Here is an 8,660-nt window from a genome sequence, read left to right as displayed (position 1 = left end):
GACGGTGGCGGTGCCACCGACGATCACGATCTTCGAAGCACCGAGCCGCTTGATCTCGGCCGCCACCCCTGCAGGCAGGTCGGCGGTCGTGGTCAGCAGGATCGGTGCACCCGCGACCGTCGCAGCAGGAGCCGCGGACAGCGCATCCGGGAACACAGCACCCGACGCGACATACACAGTCGACGACCCGTCAGGGAAGCCCGCCTTGGAGGTGTTGACCGCGACCTCGTACCGGTCAGCACCCGCGATCCGGTCGACCGCGGTCGGCTCCGGCTCGGTGCCGGCGATCGTGAACGGTGCCGATGCCGGCGAGGCCGCCGAGGTGCCCACGGCGTTGGTCGCCGTGACCGTCGCCGTGTACTCGCCCGGAGTCAGGCCCTCGACGGCCGCGCTCATCGACGCGCCGAGCCCCTCGGTGACCTCGATGGTCCGCACCGCGGCATCGAGGGCGTCGTGGATCGTGACCGTGTAGGAGGTGATCGCCGAACCGCCGTCGTCGGGAGCGCTCCACGCCACCGTCGCCGTCGGCCCGTCGACGGTGGCCGTCGGAGCAGCCGGAACGGCCGGAGCCGTGGCTTCTGCACCGCCCGTCACCGTGACGGTGGCGACGGCCTGCTGCGGCGAGCCGGCGACCGTGCCCTGCACCGTGAAGGTGCCGGGAGCGGCGTAGGCGGCGGGGTCGATGGCTGCCCACTCGACGGCGATGCCGCTCTGGCGCGATCCGTCATTGTACTGCACGGTCACCGTGCCCGGAAGGCTCGGCGCGCGGCCGGCCGGGGTGGAGACGGTCACGGGGTCGACCGTGTTGATCTGACCGGGAGGAGTGGCCCGCACCCAGACGGTGGCGAGCGCCGGGAGGGAGGCGCCGGTGGCAACACCGGTGACGGTGAAGCTGCCCTCGGCGGCCACCTGGGCCGGGTCGATGGCCGGCCAGGCCACGGCGAGCTCGGCACGGGAGCCGTCGGCGTAGACGCCGGTGACGGTCTCCGGCAGAGTCGGCACGCTTCCTACGGCGGTGCGCACGGCCACCGGATCGACCGAGACCGGGGCCTCGACGAATGCGGCGAACTCGCTCACGCCCACGGCGGCGAACGTGCTGCCGTTGGTCGACGCCTCGAACGTGGCGCGGAGCTTCGTGGTGGTGACCTGGTCGAAGGTCACGACGTTGGGCGAGTCGCCCTCGCGGCCGTAGCCGGAGGGGTTGCCGACCTCGACCCAGGCCGAGCCGTCCCAGGCCTCGAGCTTCCAGCTCTTCGGGATGGCCACGCCGTCGCCGATGTCGTCACCGTTCTGGTCGCGCCAGAACGACAGCTCCACCTTGTCGAGGCGCTGGGGCTCCGCCCAGTCGTACTGCAGCCACTGACGGGCAGGGCGATTGCCCGACCAGGTCGCCCAGGTGGTGTTCGATGCGCCGCCGGAGAACACCGAGACGCCGTCGTTGACCGAGGCGATGCTGTTCCAGCCGGCGGTGTAGGAGGCGCTGGGCGTGGCACCGGGGGCCACGTTCACGCCGCCCTCCGGGAGCCCGCCCTGCACGGTCAGTTCCTTCGACGAGTCGAGCTCGCCGTCCGAGGCGGCGAGCCGCAGCACGTACTCCCCCTCCACCGTGAACTGCGCGGTGGTCGACGCGGCCGAGGCGTCGGCGAACACGGCGGTGCCGCCCTCGGGGGCGCTCACGACGCTCCAGGTGGAGCTGAGCGAGTCGCCGGGCAGCCCGTCGTCCTTCACCACTCCGGCCAGATTCACCTGGCCGGGCACCGCACCGGTCTGATCGACGTAGGCGTCGACGAAGGGGGCGCTGTTGCCGGCGGCCGGGGCGGCGATGCCGGTGGCGAAGGCCTCGACCTCCTTGATGCCCGTCTTGAGTCCGGGAGCGTGCGAGACCGTGACGCGCAGCTGCGAGGTCGTGATCTCGGGGAACTGGATGCGGTTGTAGTTGGCCTGCGGGTAGAGCGGGCTGCGCGCCTGGTCGGGCACGCGCTTCCACTCGTCGCCGTCGAGGTACTCCACCTGGTAGTCCTGCGGCTCGGTGTAGCCGGCGACCGTCGCCGTGCTCGAGCTCTGGTAGAAGTACACCCGCACGTCGTCGATCGCCTGGGCCGAGCCGAGATCGACCGTGAGCGAGTCCTTCGCGTTCGGTGAGCCCGCCGTGCCCCAGAAGGGCTCGTTGATGGTGGTGCCGTTCACGGCGGCCGAGGCCGGCCGTCCGTCGGCCTCGAAGGTCGCGGTCGCCGTGGCGCCCTCGGCGATGTTCGCCGACGACGCGCTCGCGGAATCGATGTTGCGGCCGGCCTTCGCGAAGACGTCGGTCACGCGGTCGGCCGAGTCGAACTGCACCTCGTTGGCCTGCTTGACCGTCGCGGCGGCGGAGCTCAGCACCTCGGCGCCGTCGTCGGAGGTCACGGTGCCGGTGGCCGGGTCGTAGACCACGTGGGCCAGCGAGTCGACGGTGAAGGCGAGCGTGCCGTCGAGGAAGACGGAGTAGCCCTCGGGCACCGATTCGCCGTAGTGGCGCTCACCGCCCGGCTTGTCCCAGGTGATGGTGAGGTCGTGGTCGCGGAACCGGATGTTGTTGGCCGTGAAGTGATCCCAGCCGATGTCGATCGGGTCGAGCTCGATCATCGCGTCGTCCCTGGACCTCAGGCCCATGGTGTCCTCGATCATCGTGAAGTTCGTGGCTCCGAGGATGGTGTGGTGGATCCACGACCGGTAGCCGATCTTCGCGGGGTCGGCCGAGCCGTCGGCCCAGAACTCGTTCTGGTCGGGCAGGCGGTTGTCGCCGCCGTTCTGGTAGTGCGCCCACGCGTTCCAGTAGAGGAGCTTCTTGTAGGACTCGGCGGTGATGGCATCCGTGTCGTATTCGCGGAGCGCCGCGGAGTACAGGCGGAACAGCACGGTCGAGTTGATCACCGAGAAGTTGTTGCTGCCCGGTGAGCCCTCCGCCGCCGCCTCGGCCTTGTCGGCCTGGTTCGCCGTGAAGAACGGGAAGATCGGATACTGGTCGTCGTCGCCGAACAGTCGAAGCGCATCGACGTAGTCGTCGGTGTAGTCGGCGTCGCCCGGCTTCGGCACGAGCCCGACCGAGAACGGGTAGTAGTTGTTGGTCTCCTTCCACTTCACCAGCTCGCCGTCGCTCGTGAAGCGGTGCTTGAAGAGGTTGTCCTCGTCGTCCCAGAGCAGATCGAGCACCTTCGCCTTGATGTCTGCCGCGAAGGCCCGCATCTCGTCGGCCTTCGCGGTCTCGCCCGCGGCGTCGAAGGCCGAGGCGCCCGCGAGGGCGTTGGCGTAGAGGTAGGCGTTCTCTGCGCGGTCCATCGAGGCACCCGGGCGCACGTCGAACGAGACGGCGTCAGCGTCGTTGCCCGTCATCGCGCCCCAGTTGTAGTCGATCAGGCCGCTGTCGTCGGTGTCGTAGGCGTCGATGAGACCCTCGACGTCGTTCGCGGCGTAGGTGCCGAGGCTCTCGGCGATGGGGGTCGGCCCGCCGTGCAGCTGGTAGGAGCGCCAGGCCGCATCCGAGATGTACTGCGTGTAGCTGTTGCTCCAGTTGGCGGGGTCGCCCGGGTTGTCGACGTACTTGTAGCTCTTGGCCGCCTCGCCCGCCGACACCCAGGTGCCGTAGGAGTAGGCGGGGTCGCGGAAGTACTTGAGGTCGTCGATGAACATGCCCGAGGTGAGCACGATCGCGTTGTTGTAGCCGAGCACGCCCTCCACCGCGGTGGGGAACTGGAACGTGTTGCCGGGGGCGTCGGCGTCGAGGAAGTTGAAGCGCATCAGCCACCAGCGGTAGTAGAGCGACTTGTCGATGTTGTCCTCGGGGGTGTCGAGGTAGGGCACGTTGTCGGCCCACCACCGGTTGTAGTCGGTCACGTGGGTCGTGTAGGCGGCACCGGGCTCGGCGGCGCGGTAGGCGTCGTACTCGGTGCGCGAGCTCGCGATCTCGGGCGTGACGAAACCGAGCTGCACCTTGGTGGTGGCACTGCCACCGGCGGGGACCTCGACCGTGCCGGCGAGGGCGCCGTCGGCCGGGGTCATGCCGTCGCCGGAGAACCTCGGGTAGACGGTGGTGACGTTGTTGAGCGCCTTCGTGACGCCGGTGAGCTCGTCGCCCTCCGCGGTCGTGGCGTAGGGCGAGCTCGCGCTCACGCCCACGCTCTTCGCGCCTCCGGCCGAGCGCAGCTCGACATTCGTGACCGCCACGTTGCCGTCGGTGATGTACTTCGTCTGCACGAGAGTGAGCTCGGCGTCCGAGGTCGTGAAGGTGCTGCGCCAGTAGCTGGGGGTCTGCTTGCGCTCCGCCTGCACCTCCGTGAGCGTCACGGGCGCACCGTCGACGGTGAGTGTGATGGCGTAGGCGCCGCGGCCGCTGATCGACTCCCAGTAGGCCACGTCTCCGCCGAAGCCCAGCACCGCCGGGTCGTGGGCCTTCATGAAGACGGCTTTGCCGCGGGAGAACAGCCACTGGTTGTCGTCGCCGAAGCTGCCGGCGGTGCCGGTGCGGGCGAGCATCTCGTCGAACCAGAAGTCGTTGTCGGGCGAGGAACCCGCCCCGGCGGCGACGTCGGCGTCGAAGATCGCGCCGAGTTCGCTCCGGGTGTCGTACTCCACACCGGTCGCGGGCACCGGGGTGTCCGATCCGGTGAAGACGGGATAGCCGAGATCGGCGTTCGGGGCGGCGAACGCCGGGGAGGCGAGCCCTGCCGTGAGCAGTGCTGCCGTGACGATGCCGGCGGCCGTCTTGCCGAGCACCGCCTTCGGGCGATGGCGTGGGGGTGTCATGCGGATGATCTCCTCGTCGAGTGTCCGGTGTGTGTGCGTGAAAAGTGGAAAGGGCTGATCAGAGGGTCGGGAGCCAGATCCGCATCGTCGACGGGCCGCGCTCGGCCCAGTCGTGGTAGCGCACGAGGCGCACGCGGAACGGTTCATCGGTGCGGGCACCGGACTCCGTCGTGTAGGGGAAGGCCGCGTCGTCGACGGTGCGCCGGCGCACCGTCACGAACACCTCGCCTCCCTCCTCGGAGGGCGAGGAGCTGGGATCGAGCACGACGTCGGCGACGTCGGCGATCCCTTCGGGCAGGTCGACCGACTCGAGCGCGAACACCTCGGCGCCGCGGCTCACGGCGAGGGAGCCGCGGATGCCGTCGATCCGGGGGTCGGGGTGCAGGAACCGGGGCGCGACCGGGAGCTCGAGCGTGACGGTGTCCCCGCGCCGGAACGCCCGGGTCACCCCGGTGGATCCGGGGCGCACCGTGCGCACCTCGGTGGCGCCGCCGTCGGCCGGCACGACGGTGAGCAGGGCCTCGTCGGCCCAGGAGGGCACCCGCAGCCCGAGGGTCCACTCCTTCTCGGCGTCGGAGTCGATCACCACGGTGATCGTGCCCTCCGCAGGGAAGGCGGTCTGCACCGAGAGCGCGACCTCCTCGCCGTTCGCCAGGCGAGTGCGGAGTGAGGCGGGGGCGTACTGGTGCAACTGCACGCCGCTGTCGCTCCGGGTGGCGAAGTAGCTCTCGAGGCTGGCGAGGGTGCGGGCGACGTTGGGCGGGCAGCACGACACGTCGAACCAGGGGGCCCGGAGCGACGCGGAGGCGCGCGGCGACGCCTCATCCGGATCGGCCGCGGCCCCCGGCACCCGCTGGTGCAGGGTGTTGGCGTAGTAGAACGCGCGCCCGTCGGGTGAGGGCGAGGTCGCGACCACGTTGTAGAGGGTGCGCTCGATCAGATCGGCGTACGCCGCATCCGGCTCCGCGAGGAGCAGACGCCAGGAGAACTGGATCGACGCGATGCCCGCGCAGGTCTCGGAGTAGGCGCGGTCCGACGGCAGCTCGAAGTCCTCTCCGAAGCCCTCGTCCTGGTGGTGCGAGCCCTGGCCCCCTGTCACGTAGGTGCGGCGGGCGATCGTGTTCTGCCATTGCCGGCGCAGCACCGACTGCAGCTCGGCGTCGCCCTGCTCGCTCGCCACGTCGGCGGCGCCGCTGGCGAGGTAGTTGGCGCGCACGGCGTGCCCGCGCATCACCTCGGCCTCACGGATCGGGATGTCGTCCTGGAAGTAGGAGCGGCCCCACTCGATGTCCTCGAGCACACCGTGGCCGCGGCGCTCCACGAACAGGCGCGCCTGCTCGAGGTAGCGGTGCTCCCCCGTGACGCGGGCGAGCTCCACGAGCGCCGTCTCGACCTCGGCGTGGCCGCAGACCGAGCGGATGCCGTCGTCTCCGAAGGTGTCGCAGACGAGATCGGCCATCCGCACCGCGATCTCCAGCAGCCCGTCGTCGGCACCGGGCTGCGAGCGCTCGCGCGCCACGGCGGCCTGGAAGAGGTGCCCGGCGCAGTAGAGCTCGTGGCCCCACTCGAGCTGCGACCAGCGCGGCTCCTGGCCGGGGCGGCCGAAGCGGGTGTTGAGGTAGCCGTCGGGTTCCTGGGCGGCGGCGATGCGGTCGACGACGGCGCGGAAGCGGGCCTCGAGCGCCTCGTCGGGGCGACGGCCGAGCTCCCAGGCCACCGCCTCGAGGTATTTGTAGACCTCGGAGTCGCTGAACTCGCGCCCCCGGCGGCCTTCGGGCAGGGTGCCTGCGGCGGCGCGGTCGAAGTTGCCGAGCCAGCCCTCGCGCTCGAGCCAGTGCTCGATGTGCGGGATGGTGCCGGCGGCGTTGACCCGCTGCAGGTCGGCCCAGAAGCCGCCCTGCAGGCGGAGCTCTCCCACGCCGAGGGGCACGAGCGCCGATTCGGTGGGCACGACGGGCGCCACGATGAGGCGTCGGTCGTGCGGGGCCGACGTGCGGCCCGAGTGGTCGGTGAGGGTCATGATCATCCTTTGAAGGCGCCGGAGAGGAATCCGCGCACGTAGTGGCGTTGGAGGACGAGGAACAGGAGGATGCACGGCAGCGCCAGCACCACGACTCCCGCTTCGGTGGCCCCGTAGTCGACGACGCCCTGCACCTGGCCGCGGAGGTTCGAGATCGCGAGCGGGAGCGTCATCTTGTCGGAGTCGTTGATGAGGATCAGGGGGGCGAGGAAGTCGTTCCACGAGGCGAGGAAGGCGAACAGCCCCACGGTGATGAGGCCGGGCTTGACCGCCGGGATCAGCACCCGCCAGAGCGCACTGAAGCGCGAGCAGCCGTCGACCATCGCCGCCTCGTCGAGCTCCTTGGGCACGGCCTCGAACGAGACCCGCATGAGGAAGGTCGAGAACGGCAGCTGGAGCATCGTGAGCACGAGCGCCACGCCCACGAGGGAGTTCGAGAGCCCCACCACGTTCAGCAGCACGTACATCGGGATGAGCAGCGATGCGTAGGGCACCATCAGGATGGCCAGCGTGGCCAGGAACAGGATGTTCTTGCCGGGGAACCGGAAGCGTGCGAAGGCGTAGCCGCCGAGGAGACTCGTGACGAGCGTGAGCGTCACGGTCAGGATCGACACGAAGAGCGAGTTGCCGATGTAGGTCCAGATGCCGGCCTGGTAGTTGGCGAGGGTGATGTAGTTGCCGAAGCCCCAGCCGTCGGTCTGGTTGGTTCCCGCGAGGGGGGCGAACGAGGAGACCCCGGCCCAGATCAGAGGGTAGAGGAAGACGATGGCGAGCCCGCCGGTGAGCACCCAGAACGGGGTGCGGGCGGCCGCGACGCCGAGCCGGCTGCGACGGCGCCGTCGAGGCGGGGCCGGGCGCTGGGCGACGGTCTCGGCCGCGGGCTCCGAGGCGGGCTCCGCCGGGGCCGGTCGGGTGATCGTGCTCATGTCGGCTCCTTGTCGTTGAACACGCGGATCTGGAAGATGTTGATCACGACGAGCGCGACGAGCACGATCACCGAGAGGGCGGCGGCCACGCCGAGGTTGTTCGGGCCCTGGAAGGCCACGCTGTAGATCAGCTGCACGACCGTGATGGTGCTGTTGTCCGGCCCGCCCTTGGTGAGGATGTAGAACTGCTCGAACGCGAGCAGCGAGCCCGTGATGCAGAGCACCATCGTCATCGCGAGCGTGGGCTTCAGCAGCGGGATGGTGACCGAGCGGAAGGTCTGCCACCGGCTGGCGCCGTCGATCCTGGCGGCCTCGTAGACCTCCTCGGGGATGGCCTGGAGCCCCACCATCATCAGCAGCATGTAGAAGCCGGCGTAGCGCCAGACGATGAGGAACACCGTCGACCAGAGCGCACCCTCGGGAGTGCCGAGGAAGGTGAAGCCCCAGTCGGCCATGAGGTCGGAGAAAGGGCCCGCGATGGGCGAGTAGAGCACGTAGAACAGCAGCGAGGCCGAGGCGAGGCCGAGGGCGCTCGGGATGAGGATCGCCGTGCGGAGGAACCCCTTCCACCTCGTCGACTCCTGCACCAGCAGGGCGAGGCCGAGGGCCAGCACGAGCAGGATGACGGTCGTGACGACCGTGTAGAGCAGGGTGAACCCCACGGCGTTCCAGAAGAAGCGGTTGTTCACCGCGTCGACGAAGTTCTCGGGCACGTTGACGCCCTGGTTGCCGCCGAGCAGCGGCCAGTCCGAGGCCGACATCTGGAACACGAGCACGAGCGGCACGATGAACAGCACGACCACGATGAGCGCGGTGGGCGAGGCGAACAGCCAGCCCCGCCAGCCTTCGGCACGCTGCTGCGTCATCCGTCGGCGGACCGGTGAGGTCCTGGTCTTGAGGGCATTGCTCGACATGGAGCGCCTTTCGGTCGAAGG

At 69.9% G+C, this 8,660-nt stretch carries 4 protein-coding genes; all 4 read right to left on the bottom strand.

The window, feature by feature from the left end; translation table 11 throughout:
* Window positions 1-4,779, bottom strand: a 4,779-nt coding sequence (locus N1028_RS18925; protein ID WP_259531080.1) for an Ig-like domain-containing protein, incomplete at its 3' end; no start/stop codon positions are given.
* Between the two features lie 58 nt (window positions 4,780-4,837).
* On the bottom strand, window positions 4,838-6,799 hold the full coding sequence (locus N1028_RS18920) for a glycoside hydrolase family 127 protein (protein WP_259531079.1): 1,962 nt from the start codon (window positions 6,797-6,799) through the stop codon (window positions 4,838-4,840).
* A 2-nt stretch (window positions 6,800-6,801) separates the two neighbouring features.
* Window positions 6,802-7,725 (bottom strand): carbohydrate ABC transporter permease, encoded by a 924-nt coding sequence (locus tag N1028_RS18915; RefSeq protein WP_259531078.1) that lies wholly within the window; start codon window positions 7,723-7,725, stop codon window positions 6,802-6,804.
* Window positions 7,722-8,639 (bottom strand): carbohydrate ABC transporter permease, encoded by a 918-nt coding sequence (locus N1028_RS18910; RefSeq protein ID WP_259531076.1) that lies wholly within the window; start codon window positions 8,637-8,639, stop codon window positions 7,722-7,724. Before N1028_RS18910 ends, N1028_RS18915 begins: the two co-directional genes overlap by 4 nt.
* Between the last annotated feature and the right edge of the window lie 21 nt (window positions 8,640-8,660).

The sequence above is a fragment of the Herbiconiux oxytropis genome, from assembly GCF_024979315.1.
Lineage (GTDB): Bacteria > Actinomycetota > Actinomycetes > Actinomycetales > Microbacteriaceae > Herbiconiux > Herbiconiux oxytropis.
The sequence above is the reverse complement of the archived record's forward strand: the minus strand, read 5'-3'. Positions and strand labels throughout refer to the sequence as shown.